Origin of the sequence: Macrococcus epidermidis (assembly GCF_024205965.1) — a bacterium.
Lineage (GTDB): Bacteria > Bacillota > Bacilli > Staphylococcales > Staphylococcaceae > Macrococcoides > Macrococcoides epidermidis.
In genome coordinates this window covers 1,634,270-1,659,031 of the sequence record NZ_CP073819.1, presented here as the reverse complement: position 1 = coordinate 1,659,031, position 24,762 = coordinate 1,634,270, and the positions used below count along the sequence as shown (strand labels likewise).

Here is a 24,762-nt window from a genome sequence, read left to right as displayed (position 1 = left end):
TTTGCTTCAAAATTAAAATTCTGTAATTATTTTCTGCAGAATATTGATTTTGAAGCTATTTATTTTATTATTCATATAAATTTTAATGCAATTATTAAATTGCTGCATTTTTACAACAATTTATTTTTGTTTTATATTAGTCCTGACATTTATTAAAGGAGGAGAAGAAAGTGGATACAAGTTTTATATAATCATCTGGTTTATTTTAGGGTCATGCATTGGTTCATTTATGCTTTGTCTGACTTATGAAACGCATTGTATGTGTCGGAAATCAAGGTGTGACCAATGTCATCACAATCTTGCATGGATGGATTTAATACCGGTATATTCATTCTTATTGAATAGGGGGAAGTGCAGATATTGCAATTGTAAATTATCTAGTAAATATTTAATTTGCGAAATATTAACTGGTTTGGCGCTTGTTCATTTAAGTTTGAATCAGCAATTCAATATTGATTTATTAGCTACAATCGCAATCATACTTATTCCATTATCAATATATGATACTGAACATTTAAAAATACCTAATATAATGCTAATTTTATTATTTATAACGCTAATGCTGATTAATCTAAAAGACATGTTAATCTATCAAATATATTTTTCCTATGAAGTCTTTCTATTTAAACTACTAATTTTTATACTACTTCATTTATTTTTCTTTCTCTCAAAGTGTATTGGTTATGGAGATATTAAATTATTTTCAATACTTCTTCTATTCTTGCCCATTCCATTTTTTATAGCGTTATTTTTTATAACATATTTAATAGGTGGTCTTAGTTGTATCATCTTTTTAAGTTATAAAACTGGGATTAAAAAAGTACCACTTATCCCTTTTATAACGACATCATTTTTTGTAGTACTCCTATTATATGAACAAATCAAAATATTGTACTTTGGAGGATTTGTCTGATGATTGATATTCCATTAGATATCGATAAACCAAGAGAACGACTAATGATCTATGGTGCCGATAAGTTAACAAACCAGGAACTGTTATCATTGATTATCGGCACTGGTGTACGCGATGAATCTGTTTACCAAGTTTCAGAAAATTTATTGAATCAAGTAGATAATATTAAGGATTTGAGATATTTAACTTTGCAGGAACTGACACAAATTAAAGGTATCGGTGACAAAAAAGCAGCAACAATACTTGCAGTAATAGAACTGGCACAGCGTATGCATACACATTCTCTGGAACAGAGGATTAAGATTAACTCACCTCAATGTGTAGCAGATTTATTGATGGAACGCATGCGATATTTTACTCAGGAGCATTTTATAGTATTGATGTTAAATACGAAGAATTACGTCATACATGAGCATACAATCTTTATCGGATCATTAAATGCATCCATCGTTCATCCGCGTGAAATATTTCGAGAAGCCATTAAAAGAAGTGCGGCGAATATCATTGCAGTTCATAATCATCCATCAGGTTGTGCAGAACCGAGTTATGAAGATATTGAAGCGACACGAAGACTCGTAAGTGTCGGAGAACTCGTCGGCATTGATTTACTGGATCATATTATTATCGGAGATGGCACTTTTGTCAGTATTAAAGAAAGGGGACAATTATAATGGGTCTGGATATGTATATCTACTTAAAAGATAAATCTACTGAAGAAATGATTGAATTCTCTTATTTTAGAAAATTTAACGCGTTACACGGATACTTTGATATCAAATATAACCTGGATAATCCATGTAGTATTGAGATTGCAGAGGATGATCTGACGAATCTCATGTTTAAGGTCAATGCCATACGAATGAATGCTAATGTTGCACCTAAAGCTTTACCGGTGTATTACGGACCATTTTTTGGGAGTTATGACTATGGCTATATTTACTTTGAATATATCGATCAGCTATATAAAGATTTAAAGCGTTTGTTACAGGTTGACCGGATGAAATATGATATATACTATCAGGCAGATTATTAGATTTTGTAAATTTATTGTAAATTTTGTTCGTAAAACGAAATTTATTTGTTTGAACTATTGAAATTTTCAGAAGATTAATTTATGATTAAAACAACTAATAAAGAAAGGAGGAAAATACAATGAACAACGTTAGACGACAGTATGTTTATTTATCATCAATTTTATATTTTCCTCCTGCATACGAATCAAAAATAACGCTATAATCTTTTCGACGATATTAATATAGAAATGATTATGTATTTTTTTGATTGTCTGTGGGAGTTAATCCCACTCTAAAAATGTGCACATGCTCATCATTTGAGTATGTGTATTTTTTTATGAGTGAACAAGGAGTGTGACACATGTTAGATGTTTTATTTAAGTTAGGATGGTTTTTCAAGCAGGAAAAAAAGAGATATGTTTTTGCGGTAATCTTACTCCTTTGTGCGAATGTTACAGAGATTATTCCGCCTTGGCTAATTGGAAAAACGATTGATTACGTCAATTTAAAAACGTTAACACAAGATACTTTTAACTGGATATTAATCGTATTTACTGTAACGCTAATGTTGAGTTATTTAATCAATTACTTATGGCGATATCTTTTGTTTAATGGTTCACAATTGCTAGAAAGTATTATGCGCAAGAAAATTATGGCAAAGTTTTTAACGATGAGTCCGAGTTTTTACGAAAAGAATAGAACTGGTGACCTTATGGCAAAGGCTACAAATGATTTAAGTGCCATTCGTCAAACAGTTGGTTTTGGTATATTGACATTAATCGATAGTACAACATATATGGTAACAATTATTGCGATGATGGCTATTGCGATTTCTTGGAAATTAACGTTAGCAGCGCTTATTCCTTTACCATTTTTAGCATATATTGAACAACGTCTCGGGAAAATGATTCATGAACGATACACTGTGAGTCAGGATGCATTTGGTGATATGAATGACAGTGTATTGGAATCGATAGAAGGCGTTAGGGTAACACGTGCTTTTGCACAGGAAGAACATTTAGATATTCATTTTAAACATATGACGACTGATGTGGTTAACAAATTTATTCACGTAGAAAAATTAGATGCTCTATTCAAACCGATTACGATAATTGTTACATCGTTAAGTTTTATGATAGGTCTCGGTTATGGGAGTTATCTTGTTAATCAAGGTGAAATTACAGTCGGTGATTTAATTGCCTTCAATGTTTATTTAAATATGCTTGTGTGGCCGATGTTTGCAATTGGATTATTATTTAATATTATGCAACGTGGTAATGCATCATTAGACCGTGTAATGGATACATTAAATACTGAAGATGTCATGGAAGATCCGATTGACGCTTCAATTCCAAAGGATCATCATGTTTCCTTTGATGCTGTAACTTTCCAGTATCCATCAAGTGAAGAAGAAAATTTAAAGGATATTGATATAGAGATAAAGGTAGGCGAAACATTAGGTATTGTTGGTCCTACGGGAAGTGGTAAGACGACTTTAATCAAGCAGATTTTAAAAGAATATCCGATGGGAGCAGGGAACATTTCTATTGGTAATTTAAGCGTGAAAGATTTATCCAAGTATGACGTTCGTAATAAGATAGGCTATGTTTCTCAGGAAAATATATTATTCTCAAGAACAGTAAAAGAAAATATTAAGTTTGGTAAGGAGGATGCGACTGACGCTGAAATTGCAGAAGCAATTCGTCTTGCAAACTTTACAAAAGATATTGAAAGATTGCCTCAAGGGTTAGAAACGCTCGTTGGAGAAAAAGGAATCGCTATTTCAGGTGGACAAAAACAGCGTATTTCTATAGCCCGTGCAATGATAAAAAATCCAGATATATTAATATTAGATGATTCATTAAGTGCTGTAGATGCAAAAACGGAGACAGCGATCATAGAAAATATTCAGGCTTCAAGAAGCGGAAAGACGACGATTATATCAACGCATCGACTTTCAGCTGTACAGCACGCAGATTTAATTGTGGTATTAGATCGCGGAAAAATTATCGAGCGTGGTACTCATGAAGCACTGATTGCGAATAATGGCTGGTACAAGTCGCAATTCGATCGTCAACAGTTGGGAGGTGTCTCTTAAATGTCGACTACTAAACGTTTATATTTAGAGGCCAAGAAAGAGAAAACTTTATTTTTCATAGGTTTTATTATATTATTCTTTGCTGTCATTATGGAGCTCATTGGTCCTGTCATCGGGATGTATATTATCGATCACCATATCAAGACGGCAACAGAAGGTATTATTAATATGCAGCCGATATTTTTATTGTTAGCAGTATATTTCATCATTGCAATTTTCTATGCGATATTAAGTTACTATCAAACAATCTATTTCCAGACAGCCGGTTCAAATGTTATCAAACACTTACGTACAAATTTATTCAGTCATATACAGAAACTTCCGATTAAGTTTTTTGATAATTTACCAGCTGGAAAAGTTGTAGCACGTATCACAAATGACACACAGACAATATTAGAGTTGTTCACAGTGATGCTTCCAACATATATTGCTGGTATTACAAATATCGTCGGAATTATTGCAGTAATATTTTATTTTAACTTTAAAGTAGGATTGCTTGCGTTAATTGTAGTGCCATTATTATTTGGCTGGTTATTAATTTACCGTAAGATCAGCGATAAATATAATAATATCGTTCGTGAACGTAATAGTGATATGAATGCCATGTTAAATGAATCAATAAATGGTATGACGATCATTCAAGCATTTAATCAGGAAGAGAAGATTCAGCAGGAATTTAATCAGTTGAATGAAGAATATCTAAAGAATTATAGCAAGATTATTCAACTTGATTCTTTTACGAGTCATAACCTTATGGGTACGATTCGATCATTCGTCTTTTTAGTGATGATTTACATCTTCGGACAATCATTCTTAAGTGATGAAGCAACACTTACTGCTGGTATGATGTATATATTAGTTGATTATTTAACTCGTCTATTTAATCCAATGTTCAATATGGTTAATCAGCTTAGTGTTCTAGAGCAGGCACGTGTTTCAAGCAATCGTGTGTTTGAAATGATGGATGAAACAGCAGAAGAGCAGGAAGATAATATCATGACGCATTGTACTGGCCATGTGAAATTTGAAGATGTATCATTCGGATATAAACCTGACGAACTTGTATTAAGAAATATTAATATTGATGCTTTACCTGGTGAGACGATTGGTCTCGTTGGTCATACCGGTTCAGGTAAAAGTTCAATTATGAATCTTCTCTTCAGATTTTATGATCCGACAACGGGTAGTATTACAATTGATGGTATTGATACAACGTCTGTTACTAAACAATCGATGCGTCAATTTATGGGTATTGTCTTGCAGGATCCGTATCTTTATTCTGGAACGATTCTTTCAAACATCACTTTAAATGATCCTAAAATTACTCGAGAGATGGCGATTGATGCACTGGAACGCGTGGGTGGATATAGAGTTTTACAGTCACTTGAAAATGGAATCGACACTGAAGTAGTAGAACGTGGCTCAACGCTATCGAGTGGTCAACGCCAGTTAATATCATTTGCAAGGGCACTGGCGTTCAATCCTAAAATATTAATATTAGATGAAGCGACTGCTAGTATTGATTCAGAAACAGAATCTGTCATTCAGCAAGCAATGGATGTGTTAAAAGAAGGCCGAACAACATTTATTATTGCACACCGATTATCTACCATTAAACATGCTGATGAAATTATTGTTCTGGATAAAGGGAAAATCATCGAACGTGGTACACATGATATATTAGTCGAAAAAGGCGATGTTTATGCTAAAATGTATGCATTGCAATCCGGTGTGAAATAATCGAGGTGTAAGTATGTATAACATTATTCCGATGCATCGAACTGCTGCCGAAGAAATAAGCAGGTGGGATTTTGGCAAAGGTTATGAATTTTATAACATAGAAGAAGATCCATATGTTATAGAAACATTTTTGAATGGTCATTATTATATTGTCTATAAAAATGATGAAATATTTGGTTTCTTCTGTGATGGTGAAAGTGCGAGAATCAATGAAACATATCCTATAGATGATGATATCTTAGATGTTGGATTCGCATTAAATCCGAAATGGATCGGTAAAAAAATGGGTGAACTGCTATTAAACATTATGTTTGAATATTATTATGCGCTTTATAACGTTCATATATTTCGGTTAACGGTAGCTTCATTCAATGTAAGAGGTATTAAACTATATGAAAGAATAGGATTTTACGAAGTAAATACGTTTTACGAAACGATTGATAATGAAGCTATTAAATTTATTGTAATGTGCTATAATCAATCCCAGGACTGATGAATCTTTTTCTAAATAACGTTAAAATTGTATCAGAAAGTAGGGGATACAATGTTTAAGTTAATCAGAAGACTTATTAAATTAAGTCTACTTGTAGTTATAGGCGTTATGATATATTTTATCTTTGTTACTAATCCATTTAATGGTGAGGCAAATCAAACAGTAAATGAACCAGTTCAAAATGCATCGACGTATACTTTAGAAGATAATGTGCTGTTTAGAAATATTCCGTTATCTCAGGTAAAGAATGCATTTAATTTTATGGATAAGCAGGAATTTATGGATGTGTCCGGATTAACTCGAATGGGTTATAATGATGAATACTTGATTGGTCAGCGTGGCAGTGACTTTATCATGTATCGATTTGGTGAAAATAAAGTATCTGTATTTCAATCAGAAAATGATTTATATCATGCTCTAAGTGAACGTCAGCAATCTATTGATATGAAAGATAAAAGTTCTTATTAAAGGTTAGAGATTCTAAAGGGGTTTGGAGATAATATTTATTTCCGGACCTTTATTTTGTTTTTCTAATAATTTTGTTTATAATAAATACGGTATATGTAGTAACATCAATCATTTTGACTGGATGGAGTTGTTTTTTTGTTTTATTTTAATAAACCAATCCGCATCATATTTTTAGCTATTATTTGTCTCCTATTATCATCATGTAATCAACAATATAGTTTTAAGTCACATTACAGTACTCCGATTATAAAACCGCTAAATCAAGTTTCGCTCTTGCCGTATATAATGAGTAAAATGACTTTAGAACAAAAGATTGCTCAGCAATTTATTTTAGGTTTTCACGGCACGACATATAATAATGTATTGGAAGAATATAATCAGCTGAATATTGGAGGTGTGATTTTATTTGCCCGAAATATCCAGTCAGCTGAACAAACAAGACTGCTTAATCAAACAATTTACGACCAAAATAAAGGTGTTCCAATGTTTATAGCGGTGGATCAGGAGGGTGGACGTGTGAATCGTTTCCCCACGGGTATTCAGAATATTGAACCTGCATTTCAAATTCGTAGCAGTGGTGATCCGCGCGTTGCATATGACAAAGGTGAATACATTGGAAGACAATTAAATGCATTAGGATTTAACGTAGACTTTGCACCATCTTTAGATATTTGGAGTAATCCCGCAAATAAAGTAATCGGGGATCGTAGTTTTGGTACGACTTATCAGGACGTCATAAAGTATGGCATACCTTTTAATAGAGGCATTAATGATCAGGATGTCATTACAAGTGCGAAACACTTTCCTGGGCATGGCGATACTTTTACTGATAGTCATGAATCTTTACCGGTAAGTCATTTGTCAGAGGAACGTTTATTTGATAGTGAGTTACAACCATTTAAATCAGCGATTAAGGATGATATCGATATGATTATGGTCAGCCACATATTATTCCCATCAATTGATGCAAACGCCCCAAGTTCAATGAGTAAGGCTATGGTTACAGACATACTCAAACAAAAATTAGGCTACAAAGGTGTCATAATTACCGACGATCTGGCTATGGGTGCTGTTGTTAAAAATTACTCTCGAGAGCAGGCGCTAATGAATGCAATAAATGCCGGGGAAACATGTTTATTGATTGGTTCAGATATTGGTGATATTCGCTACCAGATAGAATTTATTAAATCACAAGTGAAATCCGGTAAGATAGATGAGAAAATTATTGATGAAAATGTTCAAAAAATACTCAAGTTAAAGCAAAAATATGGTATCGTATAATATATTAAAGTCATTTTAATGAGGTGTTAAGTTTGCCCAATTTTTATAAGAGAAATAAATTAGTTTTCTTTCTTTTTGGACTCATCATATTTATGGTTCTGGTTGGATTTTCACTGAGAGAAAGAGAAACGACGACAGTTGAATCTTTTGTAGGTGATACAACTGCCATCGGTCAAAGAATCGTGTCATATCCTGCAATGTTTGTTACAGGTAATTTCGGTAATCTCATTAATATGTGGGATGCAAATGAAGAAAACAAAAAGTTGAAAGAAAAGATAAAAGGTTTTGCTCAAGTTGAAGCTGATAATTATCGTCTAGAAAAAGAAAATCAGGAACTAAGACAAGCTTTAAAAACGGATAGTATTTCAGAATATGATCCGGTGATTTCTACGATAATCGCTAGAAATCAAGATCAATGGATGAATACTTTTATCGTCAATAAAGGTAAATCATCTGGCATACGTGAAAATATGGCTGTGCTTACAACTGAAGGCTTAGTAGGACGTATCAAGAAGGTTAACAGTTATTCTTCACAAGTAGAATTAATCACTTCTAGTATAAAATCTAGTAAGATTAGTGTTACATTGCAACAAGAAGGTCAAGATATATTTGGTATGATTGATCATTTTGATGAAAGCAAGAATTTACTTGTCTTATCTGATATAAATAATAATGTGAAAGTTAAACTTGGAACAAAAGTAGTTACAAGTGGACTTGGCGGTCAATTCCCTAAAGGCATCTTAATTGGAGAAGTAAAGAAAGTTGAAAATGATGAATTTGGATTGAGTCAAATTGCATATGTCGAAACGCAAGCTGATATTAATGAACTCACACAAGTTTATGTTGCTAAAAAAAGTCCTAAAGCGATTTCATTAGAAGGAAGTGGCGAGTAATGCAGCTTGTGATTATGCCGCTTATTGCGCTCGTGTTGTTTTACATTGATTCATTAATCAACTCAATTTGGCCGGTCACTATTTTTAATGTTGATTATTATTTTAAATCACATTTATTATTTATGTATTTGTTGATAATAACAGTGTATAAAAATCCGAAAGTAGCATTAATACTAGGTGTGTTATTTGGAATCATTTCAGATATTTATTTTGGCACAATCTATGGTATATATCTATTCGGTTTTATCATTGCTATACTTCTTATGGATCAATTATTTAAAGTCTTCTACAAAGATTTAAAGATGATGATTGTATTGTTCTTGGGATTTATCTTTCTTTTTGAAAACTTTTATTACATTGTCTTTGCAATTCTTGGAATCGCACATATCAATTATTTTTTATTTTTGTGGACACATGTTTTACCGTCGTTACTTATTAACTTCATTTTAATACTCGTCGTTTTTCCATTTATCCTGAAATTACTTGATAAGTATATGAAATAATGATTGACGTCGCATTTTTAAAATGATAATATATTGAAGTTGAGTAGTTTCATAAGCTACATACAACCGCACAACTTTAGGTTTCAAGTGAGCAATCCACCTGAAGATGGCGTGACTTAAATAAAATAGGAGGTGCAAGTATGTTTGCAATTATTGAAACTGGTGGAAAACAATTAAAAGTTGAACAAGGTCAAGAAATCTGGGTTGAGAAATTAGACGCAGAAGCTGGTTCAACATTCACGTTTGATCAAGTATTAATGGTTGGTGGAGATTCAGTTAAAGTAGGTTCACCTGTAGTTGAAGGTGCTACTGTTACAGCGAAAGTTGAAAAACACGGTCGCGGTAAAAAAATCACTGTATTCAAATACAAACCAAAGAAAAACTACAAACGTAAACAAGGTCATCGTCAACCTTACACTAAATTAGTTATCGAAGCGATTAACGCGTAATGATTAACGTTACTATCTTAGTAAATGATGAAGGTCAAGTGACTGAGTTTACTATGGAAGGACATGCAGATAGTGCACCACACGGACAAGATCTTGTTTGTGCAGGCGCTTCAGCAATCGTCTTTGGTAGTATGAATGCAGTGATTGGTTTGACAGATGAACGACCGGACATTGATTATGCGGATGATGGTGGTTACTTTACTGCAAGGGTCGTTGACCTGAACAATAAAGAAGCACAGCTCATTATTCAATCAATGCTCGTGTCATTACAGACGATTGAAGCTGAATACGGACAATATATTAAACTAAACTATAAGTGAGGTGTAACTCATGTTAAAATTAAACTTACAATTCTTCGCATCGAAAAAAGGGGTAGGTTCTACACGTAACGGACGTGACTCTGAATCAAAACGTTTAGGTGCTAAACGTGCTGATGGTCAATTCGTAACAGGTGGTTCTATTTTATATCGTCAACGCGGTACTAAAATTTATCCAGGTGAAAACGTTGGACGTGGTGGCGATGATACTTTATTCGCTAAAATCGACGGCGTTGTTAAATTCGAACGTTTCGGACGCGACAAAAAGAAAGTTTCAGTATACGCTGAAGCAAAATAATTAGATGATAAGGGACTGAGACATAACCATGTCTCAGTTCTTTTTTCATTTGTTTACCTCAGTCGTACAATTATTTAATCCATGATATAATATGAGCAGGTGATTTAATGCATAATGTTGAAACTTATATGAAAACTAAACATGATTTAGCGAACCAATTGCAGTTGTTAGATGCTTATTTTACATTAGGTCAACGAGATAAAGCTGAGCGTTTATCCAAAAACATCGTTGCACAGTTTAGAGATGAACAACAATTCCTAAAATTAAATTGTCCCAAATCCATACAGTATTACGTTGATACTATATTAGATGAACGTTTATTTGAATGGGCGTTTGAAATTGAGCTTCTAACCAGTGCAATTGGCAATTATGATGAAATATTAAAAGCGTTTATTCAGACATGTATTATGGATTACAAAAATAGAGTCGATACTAAATCATTGGTTACAATGAGTTTATTTGAAACTGATGATGAGATTGAATGTATTTTCGCATTAACAGGCAATATTAAAGACACGTCAAATGTATTATTAAGTTGTACAATCGCAAATGACGAAATTATTGAATACAAATTAGAAATTAGAAAATAAGAGGTGTTTATATGTTTATAGATCAGGTCAAAATTAATTTAAAAGCAGGTGACGGTGGTAACGGTATCGTTGCATATCGTCGTGAAAAGTATGTACCGTTAGGTGGTCCTGCCGGGGGAGATGGCGGTAAAGGCGCTTCTATTATATTCCAGGTAGATGAAGGGTTACGTACATTATTAGATTTCCGTTTCCAACGTATGTTCAAAGCTGAAAAAGGTGAGAACGGTCAGACGAGCAACATGCATGGAAGAGGAGCAAAAGATTTAATACTAAAAGTACCACCCGGCACGATTGTTAAAAACGCTGAAACCGGAGAGATTATTGCAGATTTAGTGTTACATGAACAAAGTGCGGTAGTCGCTAAAGGTGGACGCGGTGGACGTGGTAATTCACGTTTCGCATCAGCAAGTAACCCTGCACCAGATTTCTGTGAAAATGGTGAACCAGGTGAAGAATTAGAAGTTTCTTTAGAACTTAAATTATTAGCCGACGTTGGTTTAGTTGGTTATCCAAGTGTTGGAAAATCTACATTACTTTCAATTGTTTCAAAAGCGAAGCCAAAGATTGGTGCTTATCATTTTACGACAATTAAACCTAATTTAGGTGTTGTACAAACAAAAGATAATCGTAGTTTTGTAATGGCTGATTTACCCGGTCTAATAGAAGGTGCTTCTGAAGGTGTTGGTTTAGGGCATCAATTCTTAAAACACGTTGAACGTACACGCGTTATTATTCATATTATTGATATGGGACGTACTGATGGAAGAGATCCTTATGAAGACTACGTTACTATCAATAAAGAGTTAGAAAACTATAATAAAAAATTAGCGCGACGCCCACAAATTGTCGTTGCAAACAAGATGGATATGCCAAATGCGGATGAATATTTAGCAGAATTCAAAGAAAAAATTGGTGATGAAGTTGAAATTATTGAATTAAGCGCAGCAACCTACCAAAACATAGATACGTTATTATATCGAGCAGCAGACTTATTAGATGCAACGAAAGATGTCGATTATGACATTGATGAAGAAGATACTGCGGTGCACCGTGTAATGTATAAACATGAAAAATCTGCAGATCACTTTGAAATTACACGTGCAGATGATGGTGCTTATGTTGTGAGTGGTAACTCAATCGAACGTTTATTCAAGATGACAGACTTCACGCGTGATGCATCTGTACGTCGTTTTGCTCGCCAAATGCGTACGATGGGTATCGATGATGCATTGCGCGAACGTGGCTGTAAAAATGGAGACATCGTTCGAATTATGCGCGGTGAGTTTGAATTTGTAGAGTAGCAGGTGAAGATATGACGGATCAAAATAAAAAGTTTTATTTAATTCGCGAAGATGTATTGCCTGAATCAGTAAAGAAAACATTATTAATTAAAGATTTACTCGATAAAAATCCAAAGCTATCAATATTTGATGCAGTTAAAACATACGATTTATCCAGAAGTGCTTTTTATAAATATAAAGATACGATTTTTCCGGTAGATGAAAAAACACGTGAACGTAACATTACAATGATGGTCCAGGTTGATGATAAAGTTGGTTTGTTAAGTCGTATATTAGAATTTATCGCAAGTGAGAATGGTTCGGTGTTAACAATTCATCAGACGATTCCAATTAAAGATAAAGCGACGATTACAATTTCATTAAATGCTACGAATATGGATTTAACGATTAATGAACTGATTGAAAAGATAGAAACACTTGATTATGTTAATCAAGTGCAGTTACTTGGTATGAGTTTATAGGAGGGTACGATGTACGCTTATTTAGAAGGTCAATTAAATGAGATTTTACCGACACATCTAGTTGTTGGAGTCAACGGTATTGGATACGAATGTCATGTACCAAATCCATACCGATTTCAAAAATATATCAATAAAGATTTTAAATTATTTACGCAGCTGATTGTGCGTGAAGATGCACATACACTATATGGTTTCGATTCAATGGAAGAAAAACAATTATTTTTATCTTTAAATAAAGTGACGGGTATAGGTCCAAAGTCTGCTTTAGCTATATTAGCATCAAGCTCACCAAAGGAAATTAAAAATGCGATTGAAAGTGAAAATGATAGTTATTTAATTAAGTTTCCTGGCATCGGTAAGAAGACAGCACGACAAATGATACTTGATTTAAAAGGTAAGCTGATTATTACGGATGAAACAGAAGTATTTAAGGAAATAACTGAACAGAAGACCGAAGTCATTGATGAAGCATTACTGGCGCTAGAAGCATTGGGTTATACGAAACGTGAACTTCAAAAAGTCGAAAAAGTGTTAAAACAAGAACAGCTAGCAACTGTTGATGAAAATGTCAAACGTGCCTTTCAAATGCTTGTCTCATAAAGGAGTTGAAATGATTGGATGACAGAATTATAGATGATACACTTTTAAACTCAGAGGAACTGCAAGATGAATTAAGTTTGCGTCCGACAAAACTTTCTCAGTATATAGGGCAGGAAAAGATAAAACATAATCTGGATGTATTTATTCAGGCAGCAAAATTGCGTAACGAATCACTAGACCATGTGCTGTTATATGGTCCACCCGGCTTAGGTAAGACAACGCTTGCTACAATAGTGGCAAATGAACTTGATGTCAATATCAGGACGACTTCAGGACCTTCAATAGAGCGTCCCGGGGATTTAGCAGCAATTCTTTCAAGTTTAAATGCAGGTGATGTGCTTTTTATCGATGAAATTCATCGTTTAAGTCGCGTAGTTGAAGAAGTATTATATCCCGCTATGGAAGACTTTATGTTAGACATCGTAGTAGGTAAAGGTGAAGAGGCAAGAAGTATACGTATCGAATTACCACCATTCACTTTGATTGGTGCGACAACGCGTGCCGGAAGTCTTTCAGCACCTTTACGTGACCGTTTCGGAGTCCATTTAAGACTGGATTACTATTCTATTGATGATTTGTCTCAAGTTGTCAGTCGTACAGCTGATGTGTTTGATGTGGCAATTGATAATGCATCAGTCACAGAACTGGCCATGCGTAGTCGTGGGACACCACGTATCGCTAATCGTTTGTTACGTCGTGTACGTGATTTTGCACAAGTTAAGAATGATGGTCATATTGATTTTAATATTACATCAAATGCCTTGAATTTATTGCAGGTTGATGCGTATGGATTAGATCATATCGATCATAAAATATTAATGGCTATCATTGAGCGTTATAACGGTGGCCCGGTTGGTCTCGATACGATAGCAGTGTCCATCGGTGAAGAACGCATGACGCTTGAAGATGTTTATGAACCTTATTTAATACAAAAAGGGTTTTTAGAACGAACACAACGTGGGCGTGTAGCCACACCACTTGCTTATGAACATTTTAATATTCCGTTTGATAATGAAAAGAGGAAATAAAGTTGGATGTAAATGAATTTGATTTTGAATTACCAGAAAGATTAATTGCACAAACGCCTTTGCTTGATCGTACAGCAAGTCGATTACTTGCTTTAAACAAGGTAACTGGAGAGATCACGCAAACACATTTTAAATCAATAATTGATTATTTAAATGAAGGTGATACGCTTGTTCTTAATGATACGAAAGTTATGCCGGCACGTCTTTTTGGTGTTAAAAGTGATACAGGTGCAAAAATAGAAATGTTGATGCTTACTGAACATGATAATGGCTGGGAAGTTTTGATTAAACCCGCAAAGCGCGTTCAAATCGGAACGGAAGTATCTTTTGGGGATGGTAAGATTATAGCGACATGTGTCGATATGCTTGAGCAGGGCGGTCGTATCATGCAGCTAAAGTATGAAGGGATTTTACAGGAACGACTAGATGAATTAGGTTTAATGCCACTACCACCTTATATAAAGGAAACACTTGATGATCAGGATCGTTATCAAACAGTGTATGCAAAAGCTGTTGGCTCTGCTGCAGCACCTACGGCTGGTCTTCACTTTACAAAAGAATTATTAGCAGAAATAGAAGAAAAAGGCGTTAACATTGCTTATATCACATTGCATGTCGGTCTAGGTACGTTCAGACCAGTAAGTGTTGATTCGATTGAAGATCATGATATGCACAGTGAATACTACGAGATGACTACAGAAACTGCACAATTGTTAAATCGTACAAAAGCGAGTGGCAAACGCATTATCTCTGTAGGTACTACTTCAACACGAACACTAGAGACAATTGCAGATGAAAATGGTCACTTTGAAGCACAAAGTGGATGGACAGATATCTTCATCTATCCAGGTTATAAATTTAAGGCGATAGATGCAATGGTAACAAACTTCCATCTGCCTAAATCAACACTTGTAATGTTAGTATCAAGTTTAGCAACAAGAGAAATTATATTAGATGCATATCATGAAGCTGTTAAAGAAGAATATCGCTTCTTTAGTTTCGGAGATGCAATGTTTATTTATTAAAAGGAGAACATTTATGCCAGCAGTAACTTATGAACATATAAAAACTTGTAAACAATCTGGAGCGCGACTAGGTATTGTCCATACACCACATGGTTCTTTTGAAACACCGATGTTTATGCCAGTTGGAACGCAAGCAACAGTAAAAACGATGAGTCCGGAAGAATTAAAAGCAATGAACGCTAAAATTATTCTAAGTAATACATACCACTTATGGCTTCGACCAGGGAGTGATATCATTCGCGAAGCGGGTGGATTACACAAATTTATGAACTGGGATAGACCTATCTTAACAGATAGCGGTGGCTTTCAAGTATTTAGTTTAAGCGATATGCGTAAGATTGAAGAAGAAGGTGTACATTTCAGACACCATTTAAATGGTTCTAAATTATTCTTAAGTCCTGAAAAAGCAATGCATATTCAAAATGATTTAGGATCAGATATAATGATGGCATTTGATGAATGTCCGCCGATGCCTGCTACGTATGAGTATGTAAAAGCGAGTATCGAAAGAACTAGTCGTTGGGCTGAACGCTGTTTAGAAGCGCATCAAAGACCAAATGATCAGGCATTATTCGGTATTATTCAGGGTGGAGAATATGAGGATTTACGTACACAATCTGCTAAAGATTTAGTTTCATTAGATTTTCCGGGATACGCGATAGGTGGTTTATCTGTAGGAGAACCTAAACCAATCATGTATAGAATGTTAGAGCATACGACACCACTCATGCCATTTGATAAACCACGTTATTTAATGGGCGTTGGATCTCCTGATGCACTCATTGAAGGTGCAATTCGTGGTATTGATATGTTTGACTGTGTTTTACCAACACGTATTGCACGTAATGGCACATGTATGACAAGCAAAGGACGTGTTGTCGTAAAGAATGCGAAATACGAACGTGATTATACGCCACTTGATGAAAATTGTGATTGTTACACTTGCAAAAATTATACGAAAGCATATATTCGTCACTTAATTAAAGCTGATGAGACTTTTGGAATTCGCTTAACGACAATCCATAATTTACATTTCTTATTGAATATGATGGAACAGGTAAGAGAAGCAATTCGTAATGACCGTCTACTTGATTTCAAGGAAGAATTCTTTGAAGCATACGGTTTAAATGTTGAAAATCCAAAAAACTTCTAGGAGGACTATTATGACACCAGAAATGCAGGCAATTATCGTACAAATATTGCCATTAATCGTATTATTATTTGTGGCATATTTTTTAATGATCAGACCACAGCAAAAAAGAACGAAAGAACAACAGGAACTGCTTAGAAACTTAAAAAGAGGCGACAAAGTTGCAACGATTGGTGGGCTACAAGGAACTGTGAAATCAGTTGATGCAAACTTTGTAACGATCATTGTCAATAACAAAGGTACAGAAATGACTTTTGATAAGATGGCAATCAAAAAAGCTAAGTAAAAGTATTGTGTATAATAATTAATAAAAATTTATATTCAAATAGATAAATCTTAATAAATTAAATATTTTTAATTATTTATCAAATTTTACACATCTTTAATATCGTTTTAAGTTGAGATTATGTTATTATTTATTAAATTGGTAAAATGTGTTTTTAAATTTGAGTTTTGAGGTGGAACTGTGAAAAAACGTAGCAGATTAATAGCATTACTGTTATTAACAATACTTTTGTTTAGCTCAATGGGTGTAACAGTAAAAGGTATTATGGAGAAAGTAAATCTGGGATTAGATTTACAAGGTGGTTTTGAAGTACTTTATAAAGTAGATAAACTAGATAAAAACGACAAAATCGATAGTGAAGTCGTTAAAGCGACGAGTAAGACACTTGAATCGCGTGTCAATGTTTTAGGGGTATCAGAACCAAAAATTCAGATAGAAAATAATGACAGAATTCGTGTTCAGCTTGCTGGTGTTAAAAATCAAAATGAAGCACGAGAGATTTTATCTACAAGTGCGAACCTTACGATTCGTGACGCTAATGATAAATTACTTCTTTCAGGTAAAGATTTAGTACAAGGTGGTGCTAAACAAGCATTTGATCAAAATAGTAATGCACCTGTTGTTACCTTAAAATTAAAATCAGCGAAAAAATTTGCTGATGTTACACGTAAGATTTCAAAACAGAACCCAAATATAATGGTTATCTGGATGGACTTTGAAGAAGGTAAAGATAGCTATAAAAAAGAAGCTAAGCGTGAACAGGCTGGAAAAGAACCGAAATATGTGAGTGCTGCCGGCGTATCACAGGAAATCAATTCGCAAAATGTTGAGATTTCAGGTGGATTCCAGGGTGAAGAAGGATTAATACGTGCAAAACAAATTGCTGACTTATTAAACTCAGGTTCACTACCAGTTAAACTTACAGAAGTTTATTCAACTTCTGTTGGTGCTCAGTTTGGTCAAGATGCGTTACATGATACAATGTTAGCATCTGCAGTCGGAGTAGGATTAATTTTCTTATTTATGATTTTTTATTACCGTCTACCAGGTATATTAGCTGTCATCTCTTTATCTGCTTATATTTGGTTAACGATGATAGCATTTAATATGATCCATGGTGTACTAACGTTACCGGGTATTGCAGCGTTAGTGTTAGGTGTAGGTATGGCTGTTGATGCCAACATCATCATGTATGAACGTATTAAAGATGAATTGAAGATTGGGCGTAGTGTAAAACAGGCATTTAAAAAAGGATCTAGTTCATCATTTTTAACGATACTCGATGCCAACTTAACGACAGTACTTGCTGCTTTAGTATTATTCTTCTTAGGAACAAGTAGTGTTAAAGGTTTTGCGACAATGCTGTTACTAGGTATCTTAATGATCTTTATTACACAAGTATTCTTTACACGTTTATTATTGAGTCTTGCTGTAAATTCAGGATTCTTTGATAAGAAATTTAGTTTCTTCGGAGTGAACAGTAAACAGCGTCATCACCTATCAGAAGGCATCGATGTACATGATCTGAAGACACGCTGGGATCGTATTGATTTTGTAAAACTTGCGAAACCATTGCTTACTGCATCATTAGCATCTATTATTATAGGAAGTATTATCATTGCTATAATGGGATTAAATTTAGGCATCGACTTTAAATCAGGATCTCGTGTGGATGTGAAGAGCGATCAGGTGATAAAAGTTGATGATGTGAAAACATCATTGAAATCATTAGATTTAGAAACTGATAATATTATTGTCAATTCTGATACAAATAAAACAGCAGTTATTCAATTTAAAGATCCGCTGACTAAAAATCAAATTAGAGATTTAAAATCTGATTTTGATAAGAAATTCGGACATGAACCGAACGTAAATACTGTTTCAAGTGAAATTGGTAAAGAATTAGCAAAAAATGCGATTAAATCTGTAATCATTTCATCTATCGGTATCATCATCTATGTAACATTCCGATTTGAATGGAGAATGGGATTAACATCAGTACTTTCTTTATTACATGATGCATTTTTAATTATAGCTTTCTTCAGTATCTTCAGATTCGAAGTGGATGTAACCTTTATCGCAGCGATACTGACAATTATCGGTTATTCAATCAACGATACAATCGTTACATTTGACCGTGTACGTGAGAACCTGCATAAAATGAAAGTGATTACACATCCTGAACAGATTGATGAGATTGTTAATAGTTCTATTCGACAAACATTAACGCGATCAATCAACACTGTTCTAACTGTAATTATCGTAGTTGTTGCACTGATGTTACTTGGAGCATCTAGTATCTTTAACTTCTCGCTTGCATTACTTGTCGGGTTAATTTCTGGGGTATTCAGTTCAATCTTTATTGCTGTTCCACTTTGGGGTATTTTGAAAAAACGTCAACTTAAAGCAAACGGCGGACGTTTGACGGTATATGAGGAAAAGAAAGCAAATGATGAAAAGATATATGTTTAAATAAAAAAAGAAAGATCATGTCTATACATGATTTTTCTTTTTTTTTGTATAAATTTCACAAATTACATTAAAATTTTATTATGATGAATATAACAGTCATTTGGAGGAGAATTATGAAAATCACAAAAATTATTGGCCATTATATTCAACTACCTTTGAAAGAACCTTTTATTATTAATTATGCTACTTACGATAGCATGCACTCAGTAATCGTAGAAATACATACGGATACAGGTATTATAGGATATGGTGAAGGCGTTGCTGATGAGCATGTTACGGGGGAAAGTGCAGCTGGCATCTATGCTAATCTGGAAATAATAGCGCCTAAGCTTATCGGAGAAAATCCATTAAATATTGAAAGTATTCATTTATTGCTCGATGAAATGATTTTAGGTAATCCCGCATTGAAGGCAAGTATAGATATCGCATTGTATGATATTTTAGGTAAGCACGCTAATTTACCAATTTATCAGCTGCTTGGAGGTAAAACTGTTGATAGACTGGATTACGCAAAAGTATTAAGTGTGAAACATATTGAAGCAACAAAAAAAGATATCGATATTTTACTCGAATCCGGGTATAAGGTTATAAAAGTTAAGCTTGGTGGTAATATATTTGATGATATTCTAAAACTGAAACAGATATTAGAGTATATAAAAGAAACAGATGCAATCGTTCGTGTAGACTGCAATCAAGCATGGTCAAATCCAAAGGCAATCGTACAAGCTTTGAAATCAATAGAAGATTCGAAATTAAAATGGATTGAACAACCATTAAAATATAATGATATTGAAGGCATGAAATATTTATATGAAAATATGAATGTAAATCTGATGGCAGACGAAATGATTAAAGATGTCCATGATTTAGCAAGACTCAAAACACCACATTTTGATTTATTAAATGTGAAACTTATGAAGTGTGGCGGAATTCATAATGCAGTGAAGTTAATACGATTTGCAGAAGGTTTAGGCATTGAATGTCAAATCGGATCAATGGTGGAATCTTCTATTGGTAGTGCTGCAGGTTATCATACAGCAATGGCATTAAATAATGTTAAATCAACGGAACTTACAGGACCATTATTATTCAGTCAAGATATTGGTGATTTAAAATATGATATACCGTTTGTTGATTTAGGTGATGCACCTGGATTAGGTATTACTATCAATAAAGAAACATTAGCAGCATTAACTGTAAAAAAATTTGAAGTATGAATAATTTAATGAATAATAATATTGATAAATAATAATATATAATATAAATAAATTTAAACAATTTAATAAAAAGGGGATTAACATGAATAACACAGATTTTCATGATAGGATATTAGACATTAATCGTGAACTGAATTTAAGAGCTGAAGTAAGTTGGGATGAAGAGAAAACAACAAAATATATAGAAAAGTTATTTAGAGATGAATACGAAGTTCATCGATTTAACAAGACGGGATTATATATAAAAATACCAGGTGAAATTGATAAGACAGTAGCATTTAGAAGTGACATTGATGCACTGCCTTATAATTTTGAAGATGGTTTGAAAGTCATCCATGCGTGTGGTCATGACGCGCATATGACAACTTTGATCGGTCTGTTGTTTAAATTGAAACTAACGAATTATCAACCTAAATATAACTTATTGTTTATCTTCCAGCCGGCTGAAGAAGCTGGAAGTGGTGCAAAATATGTTTTAGAACATGATATTTTAAATGATGTTGAATTTATGTTTGGTATGCATGTCAGACCAAAAAATGAATTAAAAGGAAATGAATTCTCAAGCAGTATTCAGCATGGAGCGAGTGCAACGCTTCACGTAGATATAACAACGACGGAAGGTCATGCGGGTCGACCATGGGAATCTATCAATAGCATTGATATTGCAATGACACTCAATCAAAAAATAAAAGCGCTGAACAATGAAAAAGACAGATCTTATTCTGTGAAGATGACGACGATTGAAACACTTGGAGGCACACATAATACGATTCCCGGCACGGTAAATTGTGTGTTTGATGTTAGAGCACAATACAATGATAAAATGGCTGCATTACAAGAAAATATAGATAACATTTGTGAAATGATAAAAGGCCAGTATGATTGTACAATAAAATATTATTATACAAGTAATACAGTAGCAGCTGAAGTAAGTGATGAAGCAAGAAATATCTTAACAGAAGTGTTACGTGAACAGCAGCATGATTATATTGAAACGATTGTAACGCCTGGTGCAGAAGATTTTCATACGTATTCTAACACATTACCTGAAATAAAAACGACGATGCTCGGAATTGGATGTAATATGAATCACGGATTACATCATCCTGAAATGAAATATGATAAAGAATCGATATTTACTGCTATTAATATTTATTTTGATGTGATTAAAAAACTAGATAAAAAAGTGAGTTAATTTGGGGGCATTCATTTTCTAAAATGAATGCCTTCATGTATAATTCTAGAGTGTAGGGGGATTGTTATGAAGAAAATGAAATGGCAAGTGTCTAGGATAGAAAATACAATTCCTGATGACTTAATTAAAAAATATAAAATTTCTAGTATCAATCAAAAAATATTAAATGCACGAAATATTATTACAGACGAACAGCTTAGTGATGTTTTTTCTGAAGGGAATATTCATGATCCGTTTTTAATGTTTGATATGGACAATGCAATAGTAAGAATAAAAACAGCAATTGAAAATGGTGAACCGATTCTCGTTTATGGTGATTATGATGCAGATGGTGTGACAAGCACTACAGTACTTGTCAAAACTTTAGAATCCATGGGCGCTATAGTCGGCTGGTATATTCCGAATCGATTTACTGAAGGATATGGACCGAATGAAGATGCATTTCGTCAGGCAGCAGATGAAGGCGTTAAATTAATTATTACAGTCGATAATGGCATTCAAGGTCATCATGAAATTGATGTTGCCAATGAACTTGGAATAGATGTCATCATTACCGATCATCATGAAATTGGTGAGACTTTACCGAATGCTTTTGCAATCATTCATCCGATGCACCCCGAAGGTACTTATCCTTTTGGATATCTTGCAGGTGTGGGGGTTGCATATAAAGTCAGTCATGCACTTCTTGGACAACAAAATGAACAATTTTTACCGTTTGTTGCGATAGGAACAATCAGCGATCTTGTTTCAATGACCGGAGAAAATAGAGCAATGGTAAAGCGAGGCCTTAAAATACTTAATCAGACGCCACCTGTTGGCGTAGCAGCGCTATTAAAACAAGCAGGTTTCTCAGGAATGATAGATGAAGAGACAATAGGTTTTATTATTGGTCCGAGATTAAATGCTGTTGGCCGTCTGGACGACGCAAGAATTGCTGCAGAACTTTTACAGCTGGATGACCCTGTGGAAGCAGAATGGATGGCTGAACAAGTTGAAAGTTTCAATGTTGAACGTAAAGCGATTGTAGAGACAATTACACAGGAAGCGATGATTGAAGCAGAAGAGAAAATCAGTAACGGTAATCGTTTTTTAGTGCTTGCTAAAGAAAATTGGAATGAGGGTGTCCTTGGTATAGTTGCGAGTCGAATCGTTGAAAAATATAATCTGCCGGCCATCGTTTTAAATATAGATTATGTGAATGATTACGCAAAGGGTTCAGCACGTAGTGTTGAACAGATATCCATGTATGAAAGTCTCGACCAGGCACGAGAATTGATTACAAAGTTTGGTGGTCATCATATGGCGGCTGGTATGACGCTACCAATCGATCATATTGAACAGTTAGAACGTAGTATCAATCATTATTTGGAAAGCGTATTAGACGGTGAACCGATAACTTCCCAGTTAAATATAGATACTGTTATTGATATGGATGATATTACAGTAAAAAATATTAGTGATATTGAATTACTACGACCATTTGGAACAGATTTTAAAGCACCGGTAATAGGTTTATATGACCAGATAATCAGTGAGATTAAACAAATTGGGCAAAATGCGGCACATTTAAAGTTTAAAACAATGTCTGATTTGAATTGTTTAATGTGGAAACAAGGAGACTTAATTAATGAATTTCCTTCAGGAGCTGTTGTTAATTTAGCAGGTTCACTTCAACTCAATGAATGGAATGGCAATGTTTCACCGCAAATGATTGTGCAGGCTATGCAATCAGATAATATTAAAATGATTGATTTTCGTAATGCACATCCAAGAAAATTTGCATTTTTAAAGGATGAACAAGTTGCCTATGTTATTCATCCAGGTCAACAAAAAATCAACGAAAATTACTATTATTATGGCGAATCTGTATTTGGGCATGATAAAATAGTATTTAGGGATATCCCACACGATTTTGAAAGTTTCAAAAGAACTTTTGATACAAATGATGCAGATACTATCTATTTAATTTTTCATAAGAAAAATCAAATTTACTTTGAGGGTATGCCAAGTATCGAAAAATTCAAATTATTATTTAAATGTTTTAAGATGAAGCCAATCATTGATTTAAAGACAGATGGGGGTTATCTTATTGATTTACTGAAGGTGAAACCTGATACTTTACTATTTATGTTAGAAGTATACAAAGATTTAAACTTTATTTATCAAACTGAATTAACATATCATTTAAATGAAACGATTAAAAAAGCTGAAATACAGTCTTCAGAAACGTATAAAAAAAGATTAACTGCTTTGAAATTAGAACAGACTTTCCTGTTCTCAACATTTGACAGTTTAAAACAACAAATTATGGAATAATTTTAAAAAAATAAATGAATTTTATTGTGGAGGCACAAAGATGGATTTAAAAAAGTATATTGCAGAAGTGAAAGACTGGCCAAAAGAAGGAATTAGCTTTAAAGATATAACTACTTTGATGGATAATGGTGAAGCATATGCCTATGCTACAGATCAAATCGTTAATTTCGCACGTGAAAAAGAGATTGATATCGTAGTTGGACCAGAGGCACGTGGATTCATTATTGGATGTCCAGTCGCTTATGCAATGAACATTGGCTTTGCACCTGTTAGAAAAGAAGGTAAATTGCCAAGGGAAGTTATTCGTTATGAATATGAACTTGAATATGGAAGTAATGTGTTAACGATGCACAAAGATGCGATTAAACCGGGTCAACGTGTTTTAATAACAGATGATTTACTGGCAACAGGTGGTACGATAGAAGCAACGATTAAATTAATTGAGCAATTAGGTGGAATTGTTGCGGGTATTGCCTTTATTATAGATTTAAAATATTTAAAGGGTATGCAGAAGTTAGAAGGATACGATGTTTTAACATTGGTAGAGTATGAAGAGGAATAATAATTTACCGAAAAAGATTGAGTAGCACTAAATTGACTCAGTCTTTTTTATATTTCATTTAAAAATCAGTCATAATATAGTATTATTAATACA

At 33.9% G+C, this 24,762-nt stretch carries 26 protein-coding genes and 1 other annotated feature; all 26 genes read left to right on the top strand.

Annotation, left to right across the window (positions count from 1 at the left end):
• Nucleotides 1–85 precede the first annotated feature (85 nt).
• The 26 genes from KFV12_RS13395 (at nucleotide 86) to KFV12_RS08675 (ending at nucleotide 24,669) form a co-directional block, all read left to right on the top strand.
• A complete protein-coding gene (locus KFV12_RS13395) occupies nucleotides 86–913 on the top strand; it encodes a prepilin peptidase (protein ID WP_367304751.1) in 828 nt (275 codons plus the stop codon).
• Nucleotides 913–1,584 carry a RadC family protein gene (radC, locus tag KFV12_RS08795; RefSeq protein WP_254256587.1) on the top strand — a complete coding sequence of 224 codons (672 nt, stop codon included), beginning with the start codon at nucleotides 913–915 and terminating at the stop codon, nucleotides 1,582–1,584. Before KFV12_RS13395 ends, radC begins: the two co-directional genes overlap by 1 nt.
• On the top strand, nucleotides 1,584–1,946 hold the full coding sequence (locus tag KFV12_RS08790; RefSeq protein ID WP_254256586.1) for a hypothetical protein: 363 nt from the start codon (nucleotides 1,584–1,586) through the stop codon (nucleotides 1,944–1,946). Before radC ends, KFV12_RS08790 begins: the two co-directional genes overlap by 1 nt.
• 341 nt (nucleotides 1,947–2,287) lie before the next feature.
• A complete protein-coding gene (locus KFV12_RS08785; RefSeq protein ID WP_254256585.1) occupies nucleotides 2,288–4,024 on the top strand; it encodes an ABC transporter ATP-binding protein in 1,737 nt (578 codons plus the stop codon).
• The gene (locus KFV12_RS08780) at nucleotides 4,025–5,764 is read left to right on the top strand and encodes an ABC transporter ATP-binding protein (protein ID WP_254256584.1); all 1,740 of its coding nucleotides are present in this window, start codon (nucleotides 4,025–4,027) and stop codon (nucleotides 5,762–5,764) included.
• Between the two features lie 13 nt (nucleotides 5,765–5,777).
• Nucleotides 5,778–6,257, top strand: a complete 480-nt coding sequence (locus KFV12_RS08775; protein ID WP_254256583.1) for a GNAT family N-acetyltransferase — start codon at nucleotides 5,778–5,780, stop codon at nucleotides 6,255–6,257.
• A gap of 51 nt (nucleotides 6,258–6,308) precedes the next feature.
• Nucleotides 6,309–6,725: a DUF4930 family protein gene (locus KFV12_RS08770; protein WP_254256582.1), complete on the top strand. Its 417-nt coding sequence runs from the start codon at nucleotides 6,309–6,311 to the stop codon at nucleotides 6,723–6,725.
• A 285-nt stretch (nucleotides 6,726–7,010) separates the two neighbouring features.
• Nucleotides 7,011–8,006, top strand: coding sequence for a glycoside hydrolase family 3 protein (locus tag KFV12_RS08765; protein ID WP_254256581.1), 996 nt, complete (start codon nucleotides 7,011–7,013; stop codon nucleotides 8,004–8,006).
• 23 nt (nucleotides 8,007–8,029) lie between these two features.
• Nucleotides 8,030–8,899: a rod shape-determining protein MreC gene (gene mreC / locus KFV12_RS08760; RefSeq protein WP_254256580.1), complete on the top strand. Its 870-nt coding sequence runs from the start codon at nucleotides 8,030–8,032 to the stop codon at nucleotides 8,897–8,899.
• Complete coding sequence (gene mreD / locus KFV12_RS08755; RefSeq protein WP_239242823.1) at nucleotides 8,899–9,402, top strand: rod shape-determining protein MreD; 504 nt, start codon at nucleotides 8,899–8,901, stop codon at nucleotides 9,400–9,402. Before mreC ends, mreD begins: the two co-directional genes overlap by 1 nt.
• Before the next feature lie 54 nt (nucleotides 9,403–9,456).
• Nucleotides 9,457–9,529 (top strand) — a sequence feature (ribosomal protein L21 leader region).
• A 13-nt stretch (nucleotides 9,530–9,542) separates the two neighbouring features.
• Nucleotides 9,543–9,851 (top strand): 50S ribosomal protein L21, encoded by a 309-nt coding sequence (gene rplU / locus KFV12_RS08750; protein WP_096076258.1) that lies wholly within the window; start codon nucleotides 9,543–9,545, stop codon nucleotides 9,849–9,851.
• On the top strand, nucleotides 9,851–10,171 hold the full coding sequence (locus KFV12_RS08745; RefSeq protein ID WP_099580090.1) for a ribosomal-processing cysteine protease Prp: 321 nt from the start codon (nucleotides 9,851–9,853) through the stop codon (nucleotides 10,169–10,171). The genes rplU and KFV12_RS08745 overlap by 1 nt, the downstream gene beginning before the upstream one ends.
• 10 nt (nucleotides 10,172–10,181) lie before the next feature.
• Nucleotides 10,182–10,466 carry a 50S ribosomal protein L27 gene (rpmA, locus tag KFV12_RS08740; RefSeq protein ID WP_096076260.1) on the top strand — a complete coding sequence of 95 codons (285 nt, stop codon included), beginning with the start codon at nucleotides 10,182–10,184 and terminating at the stop codon, nucleotides 10,464–10,466.
• Nucleotides 10,467–10,573: 107 nt separating this feature from the next.
• On the top strand, nucleotides 10,574–11,056 hold the full coding sequence (locus tag KFV12_RS08735; RefSeq protein ID WP_239242822.1) for a Spo0B domain-containing protein: 483 nt from the start codon (nucleotides 10,574–10,576) through the stop codon (nucleotides 11,054–11,056).
• A gap of 11 nt (nucleotides 11,057–11,067) precedes the next feature.
• A complete protein-coding gene (gene obgE, locus KFV12_RS08730) occupies nucleotides 11,068–12,357 on the top strand; it encodes a GTPase ObgE (RefSeq protein ID WP_099580094.1) in 1,290 nt (429 codons plus the stop codon).
• Nucleotides 12,358–12,368: 11 nt separating this feature from the next.
• Nucleotides 12,369–12,818, top strand: a complete 450-nt coding sequence (locus KFV12_RS08725) for an ACT domain-containing protein (RefSeq protein ID WP_111715300.1) — start codon at nucleotides 12,369–12,371, stop codon at nucleotides 12,816–12,818.
• 9 nt (nucleotides 12,819–12,827) lie between these two features.
• Nucleotides 12,828–13,418 (top strand): Holliday junction branch migration protein RuvA, encoded by a 591-nt coding sequence (gene ruvA / locus KFV12_RS08720; RefSeq protein ID WP_111715299.1) that lies wholly within the window; start codon nucleotides 12,828–12,830, stop codon nucleotides 13,416–13,418.
• A gap of 14 nt (nucleotides 13,419–13,432) precedes the next feature.
• Complete coding sequence (ruvB, locus tag KFV12_RS08715; RefSeq protein WP_111715297.1) at nucleotides 13,433–14,446, top strand: Holliday junction branch migration DNA helicase RuvB; 1,014 nt, start codon at nucleotides 13,433–13,435, stop codon at nucleotides 14,444–14,446.
• 2 nt (nucleotides 14,447–14,448) lie between these two features.
• A complete protein-coding gene (gene queA / locus KFV12_RS08710) occupies nucleotides 14,449–15,471 on the top strand; it encodes a tRNA preQ1(34) S-adenosylmethionine ribosyltransferase-isomerase QueA (protein WP_254256579.1) in 1,023 nt (340 codons plus the stop codon).
• 13 nt (nucleotides 15,472–15,484) lie between these two features.
• Nucleotides 15,485–16,624, top strand: a complete 1,140-nt coding sequence (tgt, locus tag KFV12_RS08705; protein ID WP_096076267.1) for a tRNA guanosine(34) transglycosylase Tgt — start codon at nucleotides 15,485–15,487, stop codon at nucleotides 16,622–16,624.
• Nucleotides 16,625–16,634: 10 nt separating this feature from the next.
• Nucleotides 16,635–16,907: a preprotein translocase subunit YajC gene (gene yajC, locus KFV12_RS08700; protein WP_372486727.1), complete on the top strand. Its 273-nt coding sequence runs from the start codon at nucleotides 16,635–16,637 to the stop codon at nucleotides 16,905–16,907.
• Between the two features lie 180 nt (nucleotides 16,908–17,087).
• Nucleotides 17,088–19,379 (top strand): protein translocase subunit SecDF, encoded by a 2,292-nt coding sequence (secDF, locus tag KFV12_RS08695; protein ID WP_254256578.1) that lies wholly within the window; start codon nucleotides 17,088–17,090, stop codon nucleotides 19,377–19,379.
• A 113-nt stretch (nucleotides 19,380–19,492) separates the two neighbouring features.
• Complete coding sequence (locus KFV12_RS08690) at nucleotides 19,493–20,596, top strand: mandelate racemase/muconate lactonizing enzyme family protein (RefSeq protein WP_111715293.1); 1,104 nt, start codon at nucleotides 19,493–19,495, stop codon at nucleotides 20,594–20,596.
• 82 nt (nucleotides 20,597–20,678) lie between these two features.
• The gene (locus KFV12_RS08685; protein ID WP_111715291.1) at nucleotides 20,679–21,791 is read left to right on the top strand and encodes an amidohydrolase; all 1,113 of its coding nucleotides are present in this window, start codon (nucleotides 20,679–20,681) and stop codon (nucleotides 21,789–21,791) included.
• 60 nt (nucleotides 21,792–21,851) lie between these two features.
• Nucleotides 21,852–24,107, top strand: a complete 2,256-nt coding sequence (gene recJ / locus KFV12_RS08680; RefSeq protein ID WP_436970163.1) for a single-stranded-DNA-specific exonuclease RecJ — start codon at nucleotides 21,852–21,854, stop codon at nucleotides 24,105–24,107.
• A 40-nt stretch (nucleotides 24,108–24,147) separates the two neighbouring features.
• The gene (locus KFV12_RS08675) at nucleotides 24,148–24,669 is read left to right on the top strand and encodes an adenine phosphoribosyltransferase (protein ID WP_111715288.1); all 522 of its coding nucleotides are present in this window, start codon (nucleotides 24,148–24,150) and stop codon (nucleotides 24,667–24,669) included.
• Nucleotides 24,670–24,762 lie beyond the last annotated feature (93 nt).

Bases quoted from the DNA above. Each gene is read 5' to 3' on its own strand.
- KFV12_RS08675 (WP_111715288.1), top strand. From the start codon at position 24,148: ATGGATTTAAAAAAGTATATTGCAGAAGTGAAAGACTGGCCAAAAGAA.
- rplU (WP_096076258.1), top strand. From the start codon at position 9,543: ATGTTTGCAATTATTGAAACTGGTGGAAAACAATTAAAAGTTGAACAA.
- KFV12_RS08735 (WP_239242822.1), top strand. From the start codon at position 10,574: ATGCATAATGTTGAAACTTATATGAAAACTAAACATGATTTAGCGAAC.
- KFV12_RS08690 (WP_111715293.1), top strand. From the start codon at position 19,493: ATGAAAATCACAAAAATTATTGGCCATTATATTCAACTACCTTTGAAA.
- KFV12_RS08725 (WP_111715300.1), top strand. From the start codon at position 12,369: ATGACGGATCAAAATAAAAAGTTTTATTTAATTCGCGAAGATGTATTG.
- KFV12_RS08775 (WP_254256583.1), top strand. From the start codon at position 5,778: ATGTATAACATTATTCCGATGCATCGAACTGCTGCCGAAGAAATAAGC.
- KFV12_RS08790 (WP_254256586.1), top strand. From the start codon at position 1,584: ATGGGTCTGGATATGTATATCTACTTAAAAGATAAATCTACTGAAGAA.
- KFV12_RS08785 (WP_254256585.1), top strand. From the start codon at position 2,288: ATGTTAGATGTTTTATTTAAGTTAGGATGGTTTTTCAAGCAGGAAAAA.
- KFV12_RS08765 (WP_254256581.1), top strand. From the start codon at position 7,011: ATGAGTAAAATGACTTTAGAACAAAAGATTGCTCAGCAATTTATTTTA.
- radC (WP_254256587.1), top strand. From the start codon at position 913: ATGATTGATATTCCATTAGATATCGATAAACCAAGAGAACGACTAATG.
- KFV12_RS13395 (WP_367304751.1), top strand. From the start codon at position 86: ATGCAATTATTAAATTGCTGCATTTTTACAACAATTTATTTTTGTTTT.
- ruvA (WP_111715299.1), top strand. From the start codon at position 12,828: ATGTACGCTTATTTAGAAGGTCAATTAAATGAGATTTTACCGACACAT.
- KFV12_RS08745 (WP_099580090.1), top strand. From the start codon at position 9,851: ATGATTAACGTTACTATCTTAGTAAATGATGAAGGTCAAGTGACTGAG.
- rpmA (WP_096076260.1), top strand. From the start codon at position 10,182: ATGTTAAAATTAAACTTACAATTCTTCGCATCGAAAAAAGGGGTAGGT.
- tgt (WP_096076267.1), top strand. From the start codon at position 15,485: ATGCCAGCAGTAACTTATGAACATATAAAAACTTGTAAACAATCTGGA.
- yajC (WP_372486727.1), top strand. From the start codon at position 16,635: ATGACACCAGAAATGCAGGCAATTATCGTACAAATATTGCCATTAATC.
- KFV12_RS08685 (WP_111715291.1), top strand. From the start codon at position 20,679: ATGAATAACACAGATTTTCATGATAGGATATTAGACATTAATCGTGAA.
- mreD (WP_239242823.1), top strand. From the start codon at position 8,899: ATGCAGCTTGTGATTATGCCGCTTATTGCGCTCGTGTTGTTTTACATT.
- obgE (WP_099580094.1), top strand. From the start codon at position 11,068: ATGTTTATAGATCAGGTCAAAATTAATTTAAAAGCAGGTGACGGTGGT.
- KFV12_RS08780 (WP_254256584.1), top strand. From the start codon at position 4,025: ATGTCGACTACTAAACGTTTATATTTAGAGGCCAAGAAAGAGAAAACT.
- KFV12_RS08770 (WP_254256582.1), top strand. From the start codon at position 6,309: ATGTTTAAGTTAATCAGAAGACTTATTAAATTAAGTCTACTTGTAGTT.